9 protein-coding genes and 2 riboswitches are annotated in these 21661 nt (G+C 53.9%); all 9 genes read right to left on the bottom strand.

Annotation, left to right across the window (positions count from 1 at the left end):
• Positions 1-114 precede the first annotated feature (114 nt).
• The 9 genes from ACWAU0_RS14910 to ACWAU0_RS14870 all read right to left on the bottom strand — a co-directional run bounded on the left by ACWAU0_RS14910 (position 115) and on the right by ACWAU0_RS14870 (position 21060).
• Positions 115-774, bottom strand: a complete 660-nt coding sequence (locus tag ACWAU0_RS14910) for a hypothetical protein (protein WP_458137125.1) — start codon at positions 772-774, stop codon at positions 115-117.
• Positions 775-785: 11 nt separating this feature from the next.
• The gene (locus ACWAU0_RS14905) at positions 786-2480 is read right to left on the bottom strand and encodes a putative porin (protein WP_458137124.1); all 1695 of its coding nucleotides are present in this window, start codon (positions 2478-2480) and stop codon (positions 786-788) included.
• A gap of 18 nt (positions 2481-2498) precedes the next feature.
• The gene (locus ACWAU0_RS14900; protein ID WP_458137123.1) at positions 2499-3161 is read right to left on the bottom strand and encodes an energy transducer TonB; all 663 of its coding nucleotides are present in this window, start codon (positions 3159-3161) and stop codon (positions 2499-2501) included.
• A gap of 11 nt (positions 3162-3172) precedes the next feature.
• Positions 3173-3577, bottom strand: a complete 405-nt coding sequence (locus ACWAU0_RS14895) for an ExbD/TolR family protein (protein WP_020482301.1) — start codon at positions 3575-3577, stop codon at positions 3173-3175.
• An 86-nt stretch (positions 3578-3663) separates the two neighbouring features.
• Positions 3664-5451 carry a DUF2341 domain-containing protein gene (locus ACWAU0_RS14890; protein WP_458137122.1) on the bottom strand — a complete coding sequence of 596 codons (1788 nt, stop codon included), beginning with the start codon at positions 5449-5451 and terminating at the stop codon, positions 3664-3666.
• 193 nt (positions 5452-5644) lie between these two features.
• Positions 5645-16222: a filamentous hemagglutinin family protein gene (locus ACWAU0_RS14885; protein WP_458137121.1), complete on the bottom strand. Its 10578-nt coding sequence runs from the start codon at positions 16220-16222 to the stop codon at positions 5645-5647.
• Between the two features lie 42 nt (positions 16223-16264).
• Positions 16265-16343, bottom strand: a riboswitch (cyclic di-GMP riboswitch).
• Positions 16344-16909: 566 nt separating this feature from the next.
• Positions 16910-18499, bottom strand: coding sequence for a ShlB/FhaC/HecB family hemolysin secretion/activation protein (locus ACWAU0_RS14880; protein ID WP_225893068.1), 1590 nt, complete (start codon positions 18497-18499; stop codon positions 16910-16912).
• Positions 18500-18608: 109 nt separating this feature from the next.
• On the bottom strand, positions 18609-20168 hold the full coding sequence (locus ACWAU0_RS14875) for a hypothetical protein (RefSeq protein WP_033159018.1): 1560 nt from the start codon (positions 20166-20168) through the stop codon (positions 18609-18611).
• A gap of 100 nt (positions 20169-20268) precedes the next feature.
• On the bottom strand, positions 20269-21060 hold the full coding sequence (locus ACWAU0_RS14870; RefSeq protein ID WP_033159019.1) for a hypothetical protein: 792 nt from the start codon (positions 21058-21060) through the stop codon (positions 20269-20271).
• Positions 21061-21099: 39 nt separating this feature from the next.
• Positions 21100-21178, bottom strand: a riboswitch (cyclic di-GMP riboswitch).
• Between the last annotated feature and the right edge of the window lie 483 nt (positions 21179-21661).

Raw genomic sequence — 21661 nt, 5'->3', positions numbered from 1 at the left:
ATGATGGAGCGCCGCTTTTTGGGATTTTAACTTATTTACGCGACCAAGCCTTAAGGCTTTCGGTAAATCAGCGAGGGTCGAGGTGCGGCATGTTGCCGCACCTGAGTAGAGAAACTATTGGACGCCAGCCGGCGCTGTGCCGCTATCCGCAGCAGATTGTTTTTGATATTTACCGGCGCTCAACTTGTCCTGATATTCCTGGACGATAGTTTCCATTTCCACACTGTTGAATTGCAGCAAGGCTTCATTCTGCAACACACTAGCCAGTGCGCCTTTGTTTTCGTAGCGTTCCAGCAATTCCTTGGCGGCCTCGTAAAGTTTCACATTATGAATATCGCAAACCCCCAATTGCTGCTCGGTTGCTTGCTGCTTGGCAGTTAATGCCGTTAGTTGCGCTTGCAAATCGGCTTTAGCCTGACTCACTTCCTTATGCTTTTCCATCACATCGGAGAGTCTGGCATTACTTTTCTCCAAACGCTCGCGCACCTCACCGTTGGCATTTCGCTGTGCGGACAACTCGCTGCTGACTTGTTCCTTGGCCGCCACTGCCGCCGAATGCGCTTTTTTCAACTGCTCAAGCTCCTGTAACTCCTCGGCTAACTTGGCCGATTCAGCTTTTGCCGCATCGCGTTCGGCCGTCAGGCTTTTAACCATCGCTTGCAGCTTTAAAACAGCGCCATCGTTCTTGGCAGCCTCACGTGGCGCAGCCTGACTGGTGGACCAGCCGCTGCTAATAAGCACAAACAATACGGCCACTTTCGGAAATGTATTCATCGGCAACCTACCTAGAATTGCGTATTCACGTCGATCTGCAACACATCGATACCAAGAGGGGGTCCCGTGATGATATCGGCACTCAACCAGCGGCCGGTCAACCAAACGTTCTTCATCAAGCCATAGTTACCGCCGATGAACCAGCCCTTACTGTTGGTACCGCCGAGGTGGAAATCAGAATCGGTGAATGCATCCAATACCGCATCGCGCTCCACGTACTTATAGGCAGCAAACACATTCCAATGTCCGGCCACTTCGGCTCTTGGCCAACCGAAATCAGCCCTAAACTGCCAGGCGTTGGTTTTACCCTCAACCACTGTACCGTTCAGCATCCGGCTGACCGCGGCTTTATTAAAGCCGACGTTTTTAGCGTAGTCGCCGCTCAAGCGCAGATGGTAAGGGGCAAACAGAGTCATTTCATACGAAACATTGGCGTTGACGATATTGTAATCGGACGCCAAACCGACCATGCCCGGATTGGAAGCCAAAGCGCCGGTGCCTTCTCGACAAATCGACGCCAAGGTATTACCGCCCTGCATGAATTCCGGACGCGAAGCGGTGTTGCCGCGCGTATTGAGATCGCAAGTGCCTAAAACGCTGGTATTTTGCTTAGCTTCGACGTTGACGTAATCGAAATAAGCCAACGCGGCCTTTAAATTATCTTGATTGACAAAGCCCCAATCCACGCCGACTTGACCGCCGAACAACCATTTATCGCTGCTCAGCGCCGATTCCTGTAGTGGAAACGCCCCGGCTGTGGCAAAAACGGAATGCGTGTGGTCGTCGTTAGCCATCAAGCTGTCCGATCCGCCCAAACGGTGGCGCACGGTGCCGGCAAAACCTTCGAAAGATAAATCCGTATCCCACACCAATTCGCTACCGCCGGTAAACTCGCCACCGCCGGTATACCAGGGGTTCTTGATCCGGCCGCCCGACAAAGTCAGCCATTTAAACTTGTTATCGTCGACTGCATCGTATTGCAGATAAGCCCGGTCCACGGTGAAATCGTATTTTTGTCCGGTAAAGCCTAAAGACTGGTTAGTAGACACCGGGTCACGTTGATTACCCGTCGCCAAACGCACACCGGCTTTCATACCATCGGTAATCGCCGCATCAATGCCCAAGCGCAAGCGCTCGCGAAAATGCTGTCTGTCGGTAGTCGTATTCAAGAATTGATCCACACCCGCCGCGTTCAGACCGCCTCTTTCGTTAACCGCTTGCCAGTCAATATAAGAATTGGCGATGTTTTCCTTGGCCATCATCTCATGCTGAGAACGTAGACGAATATCGCCAGACAGCTTGAAACGCCTGGTCCACTCCGGCAACGCATTAGGCAAGCCCCACTGTTCGTTCTTGGCCTTTTGCATCACATCGCCGACCACTTCTTCACGCAGCTCACTGCGCACCTGCTGACGAATTTCGTCCTTCACAAAATCAGGCACATAAGCCACCCGCACTTCATCGGCCGGCACCGCTTCCTTGACACCGGCGGCCTTGGCTTCGGCCACTTGCTGGCCGGCTTCGACTTCGGCTTGTTTGATCATCTCGTTGGCAGCCTTGTCGGTAATCACGCCTTGCTTGACCAATTGCTTAATCAAATTAGTGGTGGTATTGCGCAGTTTCAGCAACTCTTCCTTTTCTCCGGCCTGCACGGTGCCGATCAGTCCTGATAGCGCCAGGGCCATCAGCTGTTTCTTATTCGCCATTGTTTTACCTGTGGATACTTAAATACGTGATGAAATTTTTAACTTGATCGGTTGCTGCATACCCGGTGGCGGCGCCTCCGCGACTCGATCGAATTTATTCAATAAGCGGCTGAGCAATTCGTCGATGTCCGCATCGTTGCTACCCTTGGCCAACTCCACCCGTTCTACCGAGCCGTCGGCTTTCAACCAGACCTTAACGATGGCGGTATAGCCCTTGCGGCGCAATTCTTCGTGGCTGCTGAGAATGTTCAGAATGCCGTTCTTGACCAAACCGCCGTACCAGGCAAACGGGTTGCCGGCCCCACCGCCGAACAGGCCGGTACCGCCCTTGCGGGCCGCCAGACCAAAACCGTCCGATCCGGCCGTGCCCTCGGCATCCAGACCCAGATCGCGCGGCGGTGCTTGTTCCGGTTCGGGTTCCGGCTCAGGCTCGGGTTCCGGATCGGGTTCCTTGATTTTTTCCTTGATCTCCGGCTCGGGCGGCTTCTCAACTTTCGGCGGTGGCGGCGGAGGGGGCGGCGGTTTAAACAGGGTAACCGGCTGAATTTTTTTCTCGTTTTTCGCCGGTTTTTTGTCGACGAACTCCATGATGATTTTAACGACGTAAAAAATCGCGATAGCGGCGATTACGGCAGCGATGACCATGGGAATATAAACCCGCCAATGTTTCTTCTTTGACATGTCGCAAGGCTTTATTTGGTCAGATTTTGGGTAACCAGACCAACCTGGGTAATTTCCAGTTTGCCGAGCAAAGCCAGAATATCGACGACACTTTGGTACTGGACGGTGGCGTCTCCCTTAACAACGACCGGCAATTCCGGGTTGGCGGCTTTGTATTGCATCAGTGTCGATTCCAGCTGTTCCATCGTCACCGGAAAGGTATCCAAAAATAACGTACCGTCCGCCGTCACCGTGATGGCCTTGGTTTGCGGCTTGGCCAAACTGGGCGTATTGCTGGCCTTAGGCAGATTGACCTGCACGCCTTGCACAGCCGCCGTGGTCATCAGAATAAACACCACCAGCAACACATAAGCCAAATCCAGCATCGGCGTGACGTTGATTTCGTCGTACGCCGCGTTTTCTTCTTGAACTTTCATTGAATTTTCTCGTGTTTTCGTAGGGTACGCAGCGCGTACCGGCAGACTTTGGCAAGGTACGCATTGCGTACCCTACGAATGTTTGATTAGCTATGCTGCTCGGCGAGTTTGGCGACGAATTCGTCAACGAACACATGCATGTCGGCAGTCACCGCTTTGATCATGCTGCCCAGGTAGTTGTAGGCAAACAGCGCCGGAATCGCTACGCCCAAGCCGGCAACGGTAGCTGCCAAGGCCGCGGCGATACCGGGCGCGATGGCGTTGACGTTGACTTCGCCGCTGGCGGCAATCGCCGCGAACGTGATCATGACCCCGACCACGGTGCCCAGCAGGCCTAGGAACGGTCCACCGGAAATCGCGATGGTCAACAACACCATTTGCGAATTGAGTTTTTGCAGTTCGCGTACCAGCACGCCGTCCATCGACGCCTTGACGGCGTTCAAGGCTTGCGCGGACAAGCCCTGTTCGGCCGCTTCGGCGCCCACGCTTTTGGCCAGACGTTTGTTCATTTCCTGCACACCAACGTGATAAATCCGGTAGATCGATGAACCGGCAAACGCCGCATGATTACCGGTCAAGGACAGCAGTAACGGCGATTCGTCATAATCTTCCTGGCCGTCTTCGTCCTGGTGATCCAGATTGCTGATATTTTTCGCGCCTAATTGACTAAAAGCCTCTTCGAATTTCTTGTTCTCACTGCGGGTACGGTTCAACACAATCGCCTTGCTGACAATCACCAAGGTACTGACGATAAACATCACACCCAAAATACCGATGATGACCCAGCCGTCCACGGTAACGTTATCCAGCGTCGACATTAGATAGGACTCGCCGCCCTCTTCGCTGTCGGGCGTACTGTCTTCGCCGTAATTCAACAACGCCGACGACTGGCCTTGCATCATGGCCGCGAATTGCAGGTAATTCTGGTCGCGAGCGACCTTGGCGATACCGAATTCGTCGATCGCCCCGACCAAGCCGCGCGAACCGTCCACAGCCGCGCCTATGCTCATATCGCCCAACAGCGACGGCACGCTGGCCGGCAAGATACCGACCGGTTTACCGTCCACATACAAGGTAAAACCGTCCTTATTCCCGGCGACCGACAAATACTGCCAAGTGGCCAAATTCAGATCGGCGGAACTGACCAACTGCTTGCGATTGACCTCCAAAACCGGGGTTTGACCTCTAACAGATAAAATCAGCCCATCGCGCGCGAATATCACCCCGTCGGTTTGGGCTTGATCAATTTTGACCCATGCCGAAACGGTCCAGCCAAATTCGACTGCCATTTGAATCGCAGGCGTTGCCGCAATGCGTATCGATTGACTACCGTTAAAACCGCCCGCTTCGCCGATGGCTCCACCTTCCACAACGGTTTGGGTAGCGGTGGCCGGTTGATTGGCGTAGGCCGTGGCGTCTTTCACCGGCCCGGCCTCGAAGTGATAGGCAACCGCCTGCGCCACATCGAATATCCCCGCAGATTCCTGAGCATCCACAGCCTTGGGGTTGCCGTAATACATCCAGAACATCGGCTCATCGGCCGTAGCAATGTCCTTGGGCAATTTCACCCAAATCAAAGCCATCTCGTTGACCGTATCGATTTTCTCTATGTAAAACTTCAGCGGCGTTTTGTCGTCGCCGGCCATGAAGCGCAAATCCTTGCCATTCTCGCCCAAATCGGCGAAGAAGCTGAAATTGCCGGTATGCAGTCGCACCAGCACCAAGCCCTCCGCTACCGGCGTCACGCCGCCCTGCTGCAATTGCTGGGCATCTATGGTTATTTTCTTTCTATAACCCCAATCGTCGTTCCACCAAGCTTGCGCCAGTCCGGGCATGGCTAACAGGGCCGCTACTAAAAACACAATCCGTTTCATGATCACTCTCAAATCAAAACATAAACTGGATTATCCCAACGTTTTTTTACATGATTATGACGAGCGGGAAAGAATCGAAAAAACGGGAAAAAATAGTATTAATCCGACCGATGTAGCGCAGGCCGACACGCCCACTGCCCGCTGCGAACACGGGCAATTCAGCCATTGTCAGCCTGAATGGTGACTAAGCGGGTTATTCACCAAAACCCAGAATATCCACGCTCAAGATACCCAAGGTGTTGGTCGCTGCCTTAGCCAGTTTTTCGGCTGCGTCCTTGCCGACGCTGCCGGTACTATCCAGCGATTTGCCGACCGCAGCCGCCACGTTGCTGACGCCGGTCAAACCGGCCGCGATGCTACCGGTCGCAGCGACCGGTACACCTACGGCAGAACCACCGATATCGATATTATCCGCGCCGACGATGGCTGTTGCCGCCAGCGTAATGTTATTGCCTCTGATACCCGCTTCACCGGCGTCGATGATACCGCGCGGTGCAAACAACAACACGTCCCCTGCTCCCACCGTTCTGATACCGCCACCTTGCAACACCGGCGATACTTCCAGTACCGGCATACCCGCCGCATCGTAACTGACTTTAAGCGGCGGAGCCGCCAATGCGGTTTGCGCGCTACGACCGGCATCGACATCGCCCTCAGTGGAACCGCCGGTAATATTGCCGTTACCCAAAGTCACCACGCGCTGAATGTTCACATCGATATCGTTGCGGGCCAGCAGATTGGCCTCCCCCTGCTTTTTCACGATCACACCCAACTCGTCATCTTCCTTTGCCAAACCAATATCGGCGGTCGCCAAACCCACGGTAATGCCGCCATTGGGAGTAAACAGATTGGCATCGCCGCCGTCCTTGGTTTGTATCGAACTCAAGAACAGCGAAATATTGCCCAGCTTGGGCCTGACCAGTTCGCGGGCGTCGTCTTTCTCGCGGTCGCTAGCACTGGCAAAGGTTTTACCCTGCCGTGCCAACTCCGCCTCGATCTTTTGCTGTAACGCGGCATTCAGACTGTTCAAGATATTGCTGGCACTGGTATCGGCGTTAACTACAATGCCGTTCGCAGCATCAATGCGGTAATCGCTATTGCCTGCCAACAAGGTAGTACCGGGGAACAGCGACTCGATGGTAGCCAGCAATTTTAGTTCGGCCAGATCCTGAGCCTGTTTGGTAGTGGCTTTGGCCAGCGTGCTTGCATTGGCTTTTACCTCCTGCAAAAACACGCTTTGCACGACGCTTAACAGCTTGCTGTCCAGGCGGGCCTTATCCACCGTGGAAAGCCCGCTAAATGCCAGTTTGGCGGAATCGACACTTAACGAAGAGTCGCCGGTGATGCTGCGCATTTCCTGCACGAACAAATTCAGGTAACGCTGATTTTCCAGGACGTATTTACCCGAGTTGAGCATAAACCCTTCGGCAAAGCCGTTGCTGTTCAGCGCACCGCCAGCCAAACCGGCAATCACGGTAATGTTGGCACCATCATCCGCCAGCGCGGCATTGGATTGATCGCCCGACGAAGTAATGCCGATGGACGATCCCAAATTCACATCCCGGCCCGCCAGCGCGGTTAGTTGACCGGGACCGGCCACGTCTATACCTTGATCGGCTTCGATGATATTGCCGGTATCGGGGTGAATATTAATCGTGTAACGAATATCCCGGCCGGCATTAAAGATACTGACAGCGTCGGCGTTGTTATGTTGAATATTGAACGTGGCGCGGACAATATCCTGACCGGCGCTAACCTCGGCGGGCTTGGCTAATACGAATACGATGTCATCGTCGATACGGCCGATGTTGCCGCTGTCGGTGCTAATCAACACCGGATTCGGGTCATTGGCGTGCAGAGGCGTGCTGGCATGTATCGCGGTGGGCGATTGCGGTTGCTGAATATCCAGAACCTTCAGCACATTGTCCAAGTCGGTTAAGGAAGACCCGACGAAAGGCAATGCGGCGCTAGGTAATGCCGCTGGTTCCGCATCGCTCAAAATAATCCGCGGATTACCCTTACCGGTTAAATTCTCAGCCGCAAATAACTCCAAGTCACCCTGCGCCGATGGGTACAAGGTGAAGCTCTTGTCCACGGCAATATTGCCGTTCAGTGCGTAGGCATGCAGGCCGGCGGGATAAACCAAAAAGCCTTCGGAAATATTGGTATTGGTGGCCTTCTTCAAACTGGCTATGTCGTTTTCCAGGCCAAGGTCGCCGGAAAGCGTGGTCAATGTCACCTTGCTGTCGGTACTGTAGCGGAAAAACCGATTCGACGAGCCATTGATCAAATCGACCGAATCCGGCAAGGTCACGAACATCGGATCGACAATCGCTTCTAGGGCCATGGACTTGCCGGCGACGACATTAAACTGCGCATCGCCCAAAGCCAGTATCGGATTCAGCCCTTTGTTGGTGCCGGCTTTCAGCGATCCGTGCGCATAAATATCCGCCGCCCCGCCATCCACATAAAACACGCCGCCGGCGATATCGCCACCTGCCTGCAATTGCAGATTACCGCCGCCGTTCACTTCGACCACATTGGTCTTGAACGTGATAACAGTGGCATCCGCCACCGGCGTATCCCGTTCACCTACCTGTTTACCGGTGGTAGGGATCATCACCGACAAGTCTTCGACATTTCCGCCCGCGCTGATGCGGACATTACCGCCGCCGAAAGCGGTTACGCTTTGCTGATGCTGACGAGAAAAGCCACTTGAGTCGCTGATACCCAAGGCCACGCCCCAGGCTGTCGGACGTTCCGAGTTGAATTCCGTACTGTGCTGATTACTGTTGGACCAATCGCCGGTGCGTACCAACGCATCGCTGAGCAATTGCGCACTAGGTTTGGCATCGATATCACGCCCGACCTGAATGCTGATATCGCCGCCATCCACGGGATATTCGGCATAGAACAGCGCGGCTAAATCCGGCCCGCCGCTACCCCAGCGTTTAGCGTCGTCGGCATCCGCGCGGCCCGCCGTGTAGATTGAAGAGCTTGCATTACCGTAGACCAAGTCGCGGGCCGCGCGAATATCAATATCGCCGGTGCCGGTCCGCACGCTGACATCATTGGCTAAACTGACGTCGCCGCTGCCGGCGCTGGTCAACAGACTGGCAGAGGCCAGCACTGTCATCGCATTGGCCGAATTCAAATCGGCGCCGCCGATCAGCTGGTAACTCCATGAAGCACCGGTTTGCAAATAATCGCTGACGTTGATCGCTCCAAAACTGGCGGAATTCAAAACGCCGGTGGAAAAGCCGTCGCTCAAATTGGCATTGATTAACAAATTGCCTTTCGCTCTAAGCGTTAACACCCCAACCAGATCGTTGTTCGCGCCATAACGCCAGGCTTCTCCGCTATCGAGTTTTCCCAAATCCCAGGTCTCGGCGATGGTCAAATTGCCGCTGCTGCGAACTTCTATGCCAGGGATAATGGTAAAGCCGGCGCCGAAGCGGCTGTTAGCAACATTGGCCGCCGCCAAATCGCTCATATAGGCCAGATTATCGTTATGCATCGCCTGTTGCTCGGCGGAGGCGATACGGCTGTTGTTATAAAGACGCGCGCCTTCAACGGTGACGTCGGTATCACCAACGATAGTACCGGCGGCGATGGCTTTGACATTAATGTCCGCCAGACTGTCGCCGTCGGTATCGTCGCGGTCGGCACGTAAATACACCTCGCCCGCTACGCCGGCTCCAGCCGCTGCAACGTTGATGCGCGCGCCGGGCTGGATGTCAATGCCGGCGCCATCGGCGGACGCATCGATAGACGACAAACTCACCTTGCCGCCGTTGCCGTTCGCCGCTTGCGCGTTCGCTAGAATCAGCGCCGAGCTATTCAGCGTCAGCAGATCTTCCGCCGCCAAAGTCACCGAACCGCCATTCGCACCCGCAGCATCCAAGGTGCCGGCAATGCTGATACTGCCGGTGTCGGCGCTCAGATTGATCGCATTAGCACTCACAGTTTGCCCAGCCTCAACCACAATGTCGCCGCTGCGGGTTCTCAGTTCGACAGCGCCGCTAAAACCAGCGGCGGTAAACACCGCATTTAAAGCACTAAAGCCGCCCGCACTCAAACTGCCGGTATCAACGGCGACCCGGCCACCGTTGGCCTTACCGACGCCATGAGCATCGATAAAACCGTTGAATTGCACCTGGCCGGTGCCGGCTTGCGCGGACAACAATCCGGCCAGTATCTCGGCGTTACTGGCGTTTAGCAGTAGCTTACTGCCTGCTTCGGCGCTGACATTGCCATGTTGAGAACTCAAACTGATTTTGCCGCCGGACAGATTCACCGGTTTGCTTAAACCCGCATACGCCACGGCACCGGATACATCAATCAAAGCATTCCCGCCTAAGGTCACATTACCCAGCAAAGCGTTCATGGACACGTTACCGGTTTGATACAACAAAGCCGTGTTCAAACCAATGCTATCGGCTTCCAACAGTAAATGCGCAGCTATGCCTTGGGTAGAAGCGGTTAGCACCTGGCTGCCACCCGTGAGCGACAAGTTATGACCGCTGGCACTGATGATGGTTTTAGCGCCGTTCTCGGCACTGACAAACGGCGTGTTCACGCTCAAGTCGGCCAATGCGGTTAAGGTGCTGTCACCTTTGCCCAACATACGCTCGCCGGCATTAACATTCACTGCGGCAAATCCCGACAGCTGGAATTTACCTTGGTCCAGCAGCAGCTGTTGCACATTGATATTCAATACCCCGCTGCCGTCGCCCGCCAAAACACTGCCCGTAGACTTGCTATTGGCAATACTCAGGGTTTTCGCACTCAAAGACAGAGTTTTCCCGGCATTGGCTTTGCCGGCCAGACCCAAGGCGTCGATACGTAAATCACCGAATTGGAAAGGCTGACCCAGCGCGTCAGTTTGCAATAACTCGCCGTACAAATTGACCATCCCCCGGCTGCTCAACACCAGCTCGTCAACGGCCAAGTGCGCGAGCTGAGTATTATCCAGCGACAGGCCAGTCGATACGCCGGCGGTTTCGCCGAGGTTGATAGTTTCCGCGCCGAGATACAAGGAACCGCCGGCCAGATTCAATTCGCCGGCCATTTTGGTCCGCCGTGTCGAGTCCAGCGCCACCGAGCCCGCGCCGGCCGAAATGACCGCGCCGGCATTTATAGTCAGATCGCCTTTCAAGCCCTTGGCGCCGGTTCGGTTGATCGTTGCCTGTTTGCCCGCCGATGCGCGCAGTAAGGCGCCGTCGCCGTTCAGCTCCAGCACTGTTTCGCCATCGGTATCCGCAACCGCGCCGTTGGCTTCGATTTTGGCACCCTGTTCAAGCGTGACGGTTTCGCTAGCAGCCAGCAAGGCCTCCGGTGCTTTCAAGGTCGTTTTTTGGGCTAGCGTCACCGACTTGGCGATGACATCCAGCTTGGTGTGGCCGGTCGCGGCATCAAAGCTTCTCACCGCCCCGAGCAACAAGCTATCCACTCTAAACTTATCCAGGTCGCTAACCAACAATTCAACATCGTCGGTTGCGGCGGTTGTGCCCAAGGCCAATTTATCCGCCACGATGTCGACCAAGCCGCCACGTCCGCCCTCGACTACATCGGCCACCACGGTGGGTAGCTCCAGACGGGTTTTGGCGTTTAGCACCAATTGCCCGGCATCTTGCGGCAGACGCGGAATCGCCAGTTCTTTATTTACCGCTCTATCCGCGAAAAACTGGTTGGCCGAGCTGATGTTGTATTCGCTGCGGGTTTTCGCGATGCTGCCGGCTTCGACGACAAACTCCGACCAATACTGATCACGGATGTCTGTTCCGGCAACGCTGCGGTAGCCGGTGACGACAGCTGCGCCATCGACCCGGGTTCTACTGGTACCGGGAATGGCATTGGCGCTGCCGGCGACCGGCGACACCAAAAATGCATCCGGCAATAAGGCGTAACGAGCCGGCAGTAAGGCGTAGTAGCCGGCGGCAAGGCCGCTACCGGCACCGATGTAAATGCTGTCGCCGGTTTTCAGGCCTGATTCGGGAAACGATTTCGGGTCGAACGGCGAATAACCGGACATACCCGGCACGACCGCAAAGCGCTGATCAGTATCAAGAACATCTACCGAACCGCCATCACCGGGAATAAATTCGAAGCCCAATAAATCGCCGCCGCCGGATAAATCCACCAAAGCACCGTCTTCCCGAAGGATTTGCGCGGCTTTAACGGTTATTTTCTTCTCGGGGCTTTCAAATACCCGCTTTTTATCCGTTTCAGCCGGTTTCAGATCGGGGTTGACCACGTTAAGATTGTTGCCGGTGCCGGCCAAGGGCAGCAGCCATTCCAGGCCGCCTTGCGTCACGCCCAACGGGATAATTTGCCCCTTGGCCGAAACCGACGTCATGCTGTCGGCGCCGAAGGTCACCGATTTTGTCGCATCCAAAACAATCTCGCCCAATGGCGCGGTGAGCACGCCGTTTTGGACGATATTCGGACCCTGCACGGTCAAACTGCCCAAGGCAGACAGCACCGGCGTTGCATGACCGCTTTTGTTGAAAGTCACCGTGCCGTTCGGATCGCCGGCAACCGCCAAGGTAAACTCGGTCAAGGAGGTGGGATAAACCTGCGCCGCAGTTAAATTAAGCTTGGAAAAGGTTTTAAATTCGCCGACAAAATCCAGTTCCTTACTGTCGATCCGTATCCCTTTCAGGCGAATATCGCCAGCGGCGGCAAGATCAACCGTATTAAAACCGGTCGTTACCGAGCCACCGACCAAATCGATTAAATCGGCATTAACCGCCAATCTGCCGTCGCCGTTGCTGGTATTTACTAGCGGTGCGCGATAGCTATCCGACCCCAAGGTCGCGGTGGTGGCACTGATTTGCACATTACCGGTATCGGCGGCGGTTTTCCGCTCCCAACCGAAATTGACTGCATCCAAAGCAACAGCGTTATCCAGTTGCAGATCGACATCGCCTGTAAAACGAATCTCACCCTTCTCTCCGGATACGGCCAGATCCAGAGAGCTAAAACCGCCCTCGCTAATCTGCTCGGCAGCCAGATAGCCAATGCCGGTCAGCCGATCACCGGGCGAATCTTTCTTGGGTAATGAATCGCCGGGTTTAGAAAAAACGGCGGAAAACGGTACATTGCGTTCCTGGGAGATTTTCAAAATGCGCGGCGCGCGCGGAAAGATTGAGTTTTCTACATCCGGATCGGCACGATTGTCTACGTTAAGAAACACCGACAGTTTGCCGCCGGAGGTGCCTGGCGCAACGCCGCCGGCGGCTTGCATATCGCCGTCCAGGAACGCGCCTTCGGCGGCGGTAATATTGATACTGCCGGCATGCGAACCTACTAGCGTAGCGGCAAAACTCGCGCCTATCGCGGCGGGACTATTAACCGGTAAATCCAGGATGTCTTGGCTACCGGAAACATTGATCAAAGAGCCGGCCTGGGAGGCAAAAAAGCCGCGTTGGGCATCGACAATTACCTTGCCGCCGTCGAACACCTTACCGATACGCCGGCCCAAGCCGTCGACGGTAATTTGACTGCTGCCGGACACATCGATGCGGGCAGTGCTGCCCAGCCAGATGCCTTGATTCTGCTGGTATTGCGGATCGACCTCACTTTGATCGGGAATAATATCCAGAGCCACGGTACCGCCATGTGCGACGATCCGGCCATCCAGCACCAGGGACGAATCGGACTCCAGCGTAACGCTGCTTAAATCGTCGGCGTTAATCGTTGCGGTAGCAGCCACCAGCAAATTGCTGTTGGCATTAATTCCGGCGGCATGATCGGCTCGCAAGGTCAATTTGCTGGGTGCGCGCAGTTCCGGCAACAAGGTCGTCAAATCCGAGAATGCCTCGATACCGTCAGCGTTAGCCTGCTCCAGATAGGTGTTATTTAGTACTCTGTTCTGTTGGCGCAGCTGGATATTGGCGCCGTCGTCCACCGTCAATCCGTTCAGATTTGCGCCGATATCGAACTCGGCAAAGCCGCCTTCGCCGAAAAACGTCGTAGCGATTTGCAAAGGCTGCACGCCGCCATCGCCTATGCTTGGCGTCTCTTCCCGGCGAATGGCTACCGCATTGGCTTTTACGGTAAAGCCGCCGCCTTGTTGCATGGCATAAGCGTGCATGACACCATCCAGCAACACGTTGGCGCCGGTCTTGTCTATCGCAGGTTCGGCGACCAACACAATACCACCCTCTTTAAAAGTATCACCCTCGCCGGTGTTTCTTTGCGCCTTACCGGCTTCCAGCCTGCGGTCTTCGTGCAACCAGGCCCCGGCGCTGATGTCGATCAAGCTGCCGGCCCGCAAATTCACGCCGCCGCCATTACCCATGGCCTTGGCAATAAAGGTACCGCCGTCTATGGCCACCGTCTTGCCGTCAAGATTTTCAGGCTGGGCGAAATCGTTAATCCATTCCCCGCGCAAATCTATTTTGGCGCCGGCAGCCAGGTTAATCTCGCCTTGCAATCCCGGCGCGTTGGTTTCGGCGGTTTGCAGTTTTACCGTGGCGCCGGCACCAACGATATTGCCGCGCACGTCAATCGCGCCGCCTTGTAACGTCAGATTACCGCCGGCCGCCAAGCGCAAAGTCGCATTCTCGGCAACGCTGATTTTACCGTTGGTTTTAAACACCGCAGTATGCACGCCGCCGTCGATGAGTTTGTTAGCATCCACGGCCAGAGCCATGGCCAAGCCGTCATTTCCGACCGGCAAGGCCTCGTCGATATCCAAATCAATGCTGTTTTGCACGCCAGCGGAAAAAATCAAGGCCTGTGCATTATTCAGCGTAAACGCGGTATCGACCGTCAGACGGCTGCCTTTGGCCTGCTCGGCCAGCGTCCGCTGCCGCCTGCCGTTAGTGGTTTTACCCAATAGCTCGCCGTCTAAAATCGCGTTGTTGGCTCGAATCATCAGGCTGCCGGCGTCCTGGCCTTCCACATAACCCGGTTCGAAACGCGCCAGCGTGAATGGACCGTCGATTTTCCAGACTTTGGTGATGCCCCATTTTTGATATTTTTTCACCACCTCACCGTAAATCGCCTCATAAGACACTAAAGGATCGGCTTCGCTAATATCGACCAAGCGGCCATTGGCTAGCAGTTTACTGGTGGTAATAAAGCCATCCAGATAAGTAATCTCGCCACCGGAAAAGTCCAGAACCGCACCTTTTTCCAAGATGACATCGCCTTCGGAGTTAAGCGCGATCTCGCCGCCGTTAACCATCCGTTCGGTGACCGTGCGGCCAATCCCCGCCGCGGTAGGCGCAATATCGGTTAGCGGCGTACCTTCTCGGATGTCCACCAGGACGGTCTTACCTTTTAATATCCCGGTCTTTTGCAGCGGCGCGTCTTTCAATTCAAAGTTGCGCAACTCCACTTCCAAGACATTGCTTTCCATGGTGCGGATGACTTTATCGGTACCGGAAACATCGATTTTCGCGCCGGCATCGATCAGGATCCGGCTATCGTTTTTTAGGCTGTTGTCGGCAACCGGATTTAACGGCGATTTGGTCGCGGTAATTGATACCTTGCCCGAAGGCGCGTTAATTTCCGACCCAGCCTGTAAATGCACCTTATCAGCCATAATCTCGACCCGAGATTGCGGCTGCACCTGACCGGGTACAGCGGTTTTCTCCACCAACACCTTGACGGTTTCGCCGGATTCCAGAGTTTGCGTTTCCTCAATGTATTCCACCTCGGGCAAAATCTCGGTAGTACTGCCCGCACCCAAAGTCACTTGTGCGGAACGCCCCAAACCATCGCCTTTATCTGTCGTGCGGGTGGTGGACTTGGCGGCTATTACTGTCTCGCCGCCTTCGGTCTTGGTGGTGAAACCCTCCCTAGCCAACAGACGGATAGTGCCGTTCACATTGGTGGAAGTCGTTGCCGACACCTTGCCGCTTTGTTTGACGGCAAAACCCATCAAGGTGACGTTACCGCGATTGGCGGCGATATTACCCAAGTTTTCCACCTTGCCGCCGGTTTCGACTTCCACCAGCAAGCCGCGCACATCGTTATTGCTTCTGTCATCGGCGGTAGGTGCTTCCTGTAAGTACACCTTGTCGGTCGCCGCCGCCATGATCACCTGGCCGCCGGGCGATTCCACATCGCCTTTGTTCATGATGCTCGGCGCAATCACCAGGATGCGGCCGCCCTCGCCGGACTTAATCCGCGCTCCGCTTTCCACTTTGATTTCGATGGGAACTTTTTGGCCGTTAGCATCCAGCTTAAAACTGCCGTCGGTATTTTTTTGATAATAATCGCCGGAACCGACAAAAGCGGCGCGACCATCCTTGGAGACAGTGCCGATGGTTTCTTTATCAAAGGTTTTTTCGAAACTGACATCCATCGTCGAAGCCACCAAACCGCGGGCATTGACCACGGAATCCCTACCGAACACGAAACCGTTTTTATTGACCAAATATATCTGGCCGTTGGCAGTCACCGAGCCCAAAATCTGGCTGGGATTTTTACTGGGATCGACGATTTTATTCAGCGCGATGGCGCTGGCGCTGGGCTGTTTGAACTCGACGGAACTGTCGGCACTGACGTTGAATTTATCCCAATTCAGAATAACCCGGTCGGTTTCCTGATTAATGGTCATATTATTGCCGATGACGGAACGACTGGCGCCACCCATGCTGGCCCAAACCGCGCTGGGCACCGGTAACTCGGCGCAGACCGGCGAGACAAAAGCGATCAGCATACTGCCGGCGACTGCCGACTTTACGCAAGCCGCAATAGGATTTAATCTGAAAAATACCGCGTCGCCATGCTGATGCTGTTGTCTATTAGTCATAATTTCGCCTGTGCCAATCCAAGAAACAACCGAATAAAATCAGTTGGCAACCCGGCCGTCTTGACTGACAAGACCCGCGGCTTTCCGCCCCCGCCTCGCAACGGGTTTAGCAATATTTAAATAAAATGGTAAAAATTATAAAAAATAACTTTTAACTACCTAAATAACCGTTTAATTCAGAACAAATACTAATTTAAAACAGCCGCATAATAACTGTACAAAAGTAGTATCAAGGCAATATAAAATATTACATATTTATTACATGAAATAGATTTGTAATAAATATGTAATATTATTAGGCGAAACCTATAATCTAAAATAATCGTATTGCCCGCAAAAGCGGCTGCCCAGGGAAATCCACAACCTGGATTCGCTGCGCGGTCTGCGGCTCCCGCATACGCGAGAATGACGAGTTTTTTAGAGGCCCTCTAGAGAGCCACTGATAGTGCCTTTTCCCTCAGCAGGCTGTCGTAAACACGCCTTGCCCGGAGGCAATACCGTTAATTCTTAAGGGTCCGCGTAGGGTGGATAAGCCTTGCGCATCCACCACGATTGCCGGATGCGCTTCGCTTATCCAGCCTACGATTCATTAACGCTGTTTTGACTGAATAATTAAGACAGGAGCGAATAACCCAAAGACACCAGTTAATTCGCTCCCGTCTTCCGCAACCATTCAGCCGCCGCGCCCTAAAATTGGGTAGCAATCCTAAAGTCCACCCTATTCTCGCCGCGCCGGACAGTGCCTTGGTCCAGAAGCGGAATGCCAAAATCAAACTCGCCTTGCACATGTTTAAACATATCGAAACGTAAACCCACGCCGGTGCTGGCCAGCGCCATTTCGTTAGCATTACCCGGCAAGGCATCGACAATCCAGCCTTTCCCGGCATCGACAAACACCAGCGCCCGCATTTTGTCGAACTCGTCCCATTCGTCCGGCACCAGCCGGGGGCTATACCATTCCAGCGAGGCGGTCACCCCGTCATCCGACAGCGCATTAGTTTCCAAATAACCGCGCACGGTTTGATAGCCACCCATAGAAAACTGCTCGTTACTGATCAACGGCGAATCGGTGATCTGTCCGGACATGCGCGCCGCCACTTCCATACCCCATGGCAAGTCATGCCGGTAATCCATACCGCCGCTCAGATAGATAAAATTGGATCGGGCTAAAAAGCGCTTGTCGGCAAACTGCTGCTCATCACTGCCCAAGCCGCGTATCGCAAAATTAACGCCCACATTGAACGACAGCAAAGACTCGGCATCGCGGTAATTGCCGCTGTACTGGGCCATGAACGGCAGATAACTGATAGGGGTTTTTAAGGTATCCGAACCTAATAAATTCAAATCTTCCTTAAAGTCTTTGTAATCAACGCCTAGCGTCGCAGTGTGGGTGTAATTATTTAGGGTCTTCAGCGGCGACACAAAACGCGCGCCGTAAATATCACCGCTACCAATCACCGATAAGGCGCCGGCGCTGGCAATTTGCGACGTTGACGATGAACTGACCGCGTATAAGGCCAGGCGCTTATCGTCATCAATGACCGGCAGCACATAACTGCCCACCAAAACCTCCACTTCGTCCGGATTTTCCGGCGAGGTTTGATACATAAACGAAGCGCTGTGAAATTTTTGCCAGAGATTGTCGTAACGCAGCGATACCAAGGTCCGTAAGCGGCTGGTGTTTTGCGTATTGTGGGAATTCACTTCCACCTTGCCGTGCAAAGGCAGTTCGTCTTTCACCTTTAGATCCACTTCCAGCGTGCCCGGCGTTTCACCGGCGCGCAACACCGGCACCACGGTTCTATCCTGGCTCTCGCCGGCCAACGTGGTCAATTGCTCCTGCATTTTTTGTAGATTGGGAACATTACCCTCTGCCAGCTCAGGTACTTTGGCTTTAATGGCCCCCAACGAGAAATAACGGGAATCGGTAACCCGCAAGCGCGACACCTTACCTTCCGTCACCTGTAAATACACGACGCCGCCGACCACGTTCTGTTCGGGAATATCCACGGAGACGGTTTGATAACCTTTACTACGATAAAGCTCTTCCAGTGCGGCACGGGCTTCCTCGACGGTATCGATGGTTTTTTTCGGCCCCAAAAACCGGTAAACCGTGCGTTCAACCAGTTTCCGGTCCAATAAGGTGCTGCCCTTCATCCGCAGCTCCAGTAAATCGAATTGATTGCCGGTTTCTTCCGCCTGGCCAAGCGCGCTGGCCATCAGCAACACAGCCGCGAGCCCGAACCGGACCGAGCCTAAAAACAAATGTTGTTTCATTTCACCCATCGCAAAAAAAGACAGCCTCCGCAAGCGAAGGCTGTTTGTATTCAATGCGCATCCTTGCGCGAACCTCCAGCTATTACACTAAAGGTTTGTTACATGCTGATTACATCGGCTTGCTGGTGTTGGTAGATGATTTGATAACCGGCACTTGGCAGTTGCTCAAAGAACCTGAGGCAGCATGCGAGTAAGGCATAACAGGTGCATTGACGTTCAAGGTGTCGGTGAAGTTGTTGCCGTTACCGATAGCCAGATAACCTGATTGACCGAATGGGTGAACAAAACCAATGTTCAACTCGGTAGCCAGAATGGTTGGTGAAGCCGCGTCGGCAGCGATTTTAGCGATGACGGTAGATTTATCCGCGCTGATACCTTTACGCCATTGGAAGGTTTGCTCAACCCAATCCATATACTTGCCTCTGAAGGCTTGTTCCAGAGTCGGTGCTACACCGTCCACTTTGATAAAGCGGTAATGCTTGGCGTGCGTGGCATTGTTTTCCAAGCTTTGGTGACCGATGGCCCAGCCTCTGTTACCGGCAGTGTTAACTGCGGTGTTGAACACGTCTGGATTAGTCGTAGTGATTTGTTTAGCCACCGCTTCGCCGTCGGCAAAGTCTTCCAGACACAACTCCATATCACCGGAACCGCTAACTTCATGCTTAACAGGACCCGCTAAATTAGAACCCGTCCAATCAGGTGACAAACCGGCAGTACTGCAAGGGTTGTTCAGGAATTTGACGTATTGTTGTGCGCCGGTACCGGAACCGTCGATACGTTTGCAAAAGTGCACTTTAGTATCGTTAGGGGTAACGTTTCTGACAGTGCCGTCGGAATCGGTGTAAGTCAAACCGGCAGTCAAGCTGGTTAAGGCCGTGCCGTTTACTTTAAACTCGGACCATCTTTTGATTTGACCGGAGATCAATTCAGCCACTTGTTGTTTGCTCAAGCTAGGCATACAGGCTTCGGTGTAATCGCCCGGTGCGCAGCTGCCGCCAAAACCGGCCAACAGGTTTTGCGCTCTTTGCAAAGCCACGTACAAGTTATCGGAAACCGGCACACCAAATACCAAGGCCGCCGCAGGCACCACGTTCAGAGCCGCGTCGGCAGCCACTGGATCAACCGCAGAAGCGTTTGAAGGTTTGTTTGGGCCAACAAACAATTTTGGCTCGACATCGGAAATACCGGCATCGGACAGCACGTTGGTCAGGTTAGCGCCGCTGGCGTTGCAAAACCAAGTGTTGGTCGCGCCTTGTTGCGTGCAGTTACCGTTGTCGATACGCATTGCCGCAATCGCCACGCCGTCGATCAGCGGGTTAACGCCTTGCGCAGAACCGCCGGCAGAACGTTTGTGGAACAGTACTTTAGCCGTGGTTGCCGCAGAACCGTTGACGGTCAGGCCGGGTACGTTAGTAGAGTTCAGTGTGCAGAAATAAGCACTATGGTTTTTACCTTCGGAACCCGCTGTACCGTTGTCTTTAAATACATCCAAAGTACCGGCATCGCACAAATTAACGAACAATGCCGCAAGGGCTTTGTCTTGCGCGCTAGCGCCGGACATGAAGATTTCGATATCCGGCGTGACGCTAGGCGCATGTGCGGATGCACCTTGCGAGAAACCTGCCAGAGAAGCCACTGCGATAGCAGCAGACAATAATTGCTTTTTCATTGTATATCTCTCAATTGATTGAATTTAAAGTTTGAGCCGACCCGTTCATGAAGGGGGAACCAGCAAAACAGAATCCGGCCGGCTCAAGACGTTTGCGGGATTAAACCGCCAGCGATTTACGGCGAGTGGCGCGCAGTACACCCATCAGACCGGCGCCGAACATCCAAACTGCGGCTGGCAGCGGCACAGCAGCAGGTGCAGCGGTGTAGGTCAATGAACCGACATTGCCGTTGATTGCAAAATTCCATGTACCTGGAAAAGTGACTAATTCGCCAGTGTCGAAGTCGCTATCATTGACTTTTTCATGAACAAAGGCCAAAGCGGTGCCCAATTGGCCTTGCCCGGTAAATGGCAATGCGGTTTGCAAATCATTACCGTAAACAGCAGTGTAGCCTTGTTGGCCGACTGTTTTGAAGGTGCTCAGGTTGTTGGCATTAGCATCTTGAGTTTGGATATAGCTGACCAAATCATTCCATTTACTCATGCTGTTGCTAATGTCTGCTGCGTTGGTATCGAAAGCAGCAGGTGCAGGAACTACTGAAGTTGTATAGAAACCATACTTAGCAGTATCTGAAGGGTCGTTCAGTAATCCATGTCCACCCGAAACACCCCAAGTAACGTTGTTGCCGGCAGTGTAAGCAGCAGCGAACGATTGGAAGTTGTTGTCGCTCAGTGTGAATGACAATGGTTGGCTGGGGTTAGCCAAAAATTGTTCAACAGTGATGCCCAAATCCAGCGTGTAAGAGTTTTGTGCTGTGTAGTTAACCAGGTTAAACAAAAACTCACTACCGTCTGCTGTTGCATCGCCGATAGCTTGGATACGCGCTTCCGCGGCGCCTGAAGCGGCCGCTGCCAATACTGCAACTGCCAACAATTTTTTAGACAATTTCATTTTTAAAACCTCATGTTTAAATTTCGATTAATGACATAAGGTGACAGCCCAGCCGTCTTGACCTGCAAGACCCGTGACTTTCCGTCCCCGCTTCACAACGAGTTTGGCTTTTACACGCTTTAGATTGCACTCGACACCATCTAACATCCTGACAGCGCCGCTTTGTTGCCCCCGCGACCATGTTCCGCCTAGCCTCCTCCCTATCCTCTTCCTTCGCCGCTCCTTGTTCGTGCCGTCCGTGTTCCCTAGTTGCTCCCGAATCTTTGCTGAACGGCCGTTCCTCAACCCCTCAACTTGGCGCGAATTATTCCAGAGCAATAGCGGCGTTTCGGTTACAGCATTGTTAAATTAACGTGACATGTAATACATCTGTATTACAAAGCCGGCCGCTAACACGAAAATTCAGCGGATGACCTAGGCGGGAGGGAGCGATGAAATCTAAGATTCTGTTTGCGGGGGTCGCATCAGTGCGATTCAGTTAAGGAAGAACCCCCTTCTCCCTCCGGGAGAAGCTTGGGATGCGGGAATCAAATAAAGCTATTTTCGGCGTAGCCTAGGTATTAGTGGCCGCTAGCTCTCGACGGCAAGGGCCTTGCTGACT

The organism is Methylomonas sp. Uni0009 (genome assembly GCF_054188105.3).
Note: the sequence above shows the minus strand (reverse complement) of the source record. Positions and strands in the feature narration are given on the sequence as shown.

Excerpts from the sequence above, each read along its gene's own strand:
- ACWAU0_RS14875 (WP_033159018.1), bottom strand. The coding sequence starts at position 20,168 with ATGAAAAAGCAATTATTGTCTGCTGCTATCGCAGTGGCTTCTCTGGCA.
- ACWAU0_RS14890 (WP_458137122.1), bottom strand. The coding sequence starts at position 5,451 with ATGAAACGGATTGTGTTTTTAGTAGCGGCCCTGTTAGCCATGCCCGGA.
- ACWAU0_RS14870 (WP_033159019.1), bottom strand. The coding sequence starts at position 21,060 with ATGAAATTGTCTAAAAAATTGTTGGCAGTTGCAGTATTGGCAGCGGCC.
- ACWAU0_RS14885 (WP_458137121.1), bottom strand. The coding sequence starts at position 16,222 with ATGACTAATAGACAACAGCATCAGCATGGCGACGCGGTATTTTTCAGA.
- ACWAU0_RS14905 (WP_458137124.1), bottom strand. The coding sequence starts at position 2,480 with ATGGCGAATAAGAAACAGCTGATGGCCCTGGCGCTATCAGGACTGATC.
- ACWAU0_RS14895 (WP_020482301.1), bottom strand. The coding sequence starts at position 3,577 with ATGAAAGTTCAAGAAGAAAACGCGGCGTACGACGAAATCAACGTCACG.
- ACWAU0_RS14910 (WP_458137125.1), bottom strand. The coding sequence starts at position 774 with ATGAATACATTTCCGAAAGTGGCCGTATTGTTTGTGCTTATTAGCAGC.
- ACWAU0_RS14880 (WP_225893068.1), bottom strand. The coding sequence starts at position 18,499 with ATGAAACAACATTTGTTTTTAGGCTCGGTCCGGTTCGGGCTCGCGGCT.
- ACWAU0_RS14900 (WP_458137123.1), bottom strand. The coding sequence starts at position 3,161 with ATGTCAAAGAAGAAACATTGGCGGGTTTATATTCCCATGGTCATCGCT.